The 958-nt window shown below is 36.8% G+C and carries 1 CRISPR repeat array.

What is annotated here, in order from left to right:
- A CRISPR array of direct repeats spans positions 1 to 900; the repeat unit is 36 nt; unit sequence GTTTTAGTCCCTTGTAAAATCAGGTCATACTCAAAG.
- Positions 901 to 958: the final 58 nt, after the last annotated feature.

A 958-nucleotide genomic window follows, 5' to 3' on the forward strand; every position in this document is an offset into this window, starting at 1 on the left:
GTTTTAGTCCCTTGTAAAATCAGGTCATACTCAAAGAACTTTCAAAGCTGACATAAAACAAAACTTGTTTTAGTCCCTTGTAAAATCAGGTCATACTCAAAGCTCATACCTCTAATCTTCATCGTAGTATTTGGGTTTTAGTCCCTTGTAAAATCAGGTCATACTCAAAGATTTTCAAATGGTAAGTCTAAAGGCTATAGGTTTTAGTCCCTTGTAAAATCAGGTCATACTCAAAGGTAAGGATTATACAAAAGAATCCTATAAAAGTTTTAGTCCCTTGTAAAATCAGGTCATACTCAAAGGCTAAGAGCTCTAGTACAAGGCACTGGAGCGTTTTAGTCCCTTGTAAAATCAGGTCATACTCAAAGCTCCTCATACCTCTCATTTTCATCGTATTTGTTTTAGTCCCTTGTAAAATCAGGTCATACTCAAAGAGAAAGACTTGACTATTGGCTAGGCGAAAGGTTTTAGTCCCTTGTAAAATCAGGTCATACTCAAAGAAAGCGGCGTTAAATAAAGAGCCCGCGTCCGTTTTAGTCCCTTGTAAAATCAGGTCATACTCAAAGACTTTATCGACAAAGAAATCCTCTACTGCGAGTTTTAGTCCCTTGTAAAATCAGGTCATACTAAAAGAGCCTCGCAAGAAAAAGTGCAATATAAGAGAGTTTTAGTCCCTTGTAAAATCAGGTCATACTAAAAGGCTCGGCTGATTACTGCGGAACTATCGACTAGTTTTAGTCCCTTGTAAAATCAGGTCATACTAAAAGTGAAAAAGAAATAAGCGTTTTGATGGACGCGTTTTAGTCCCTTGTAAAATCAGGTCATACTAAAAGCTATAAAGTCCATTATAGCATTATACAATGCGTTTTAGTCCCTTGTAAAATCAGGTCATACTAAAAGAGGGATTGCAAGGAAGTAAGCGCAGATGATGTTTTAGTCCCTTGTAAAATCAGGTCAT

This window comes from Helicobacter macacae MIT 99-5501 (assembly GCF_000507845.1).
Lineage (GTDB): Bacteria > Campylobacterota > Campylobacteria > Campylobacterales > Helicobacteraceae > Helicobacter_B > Helicobacter_B macacae.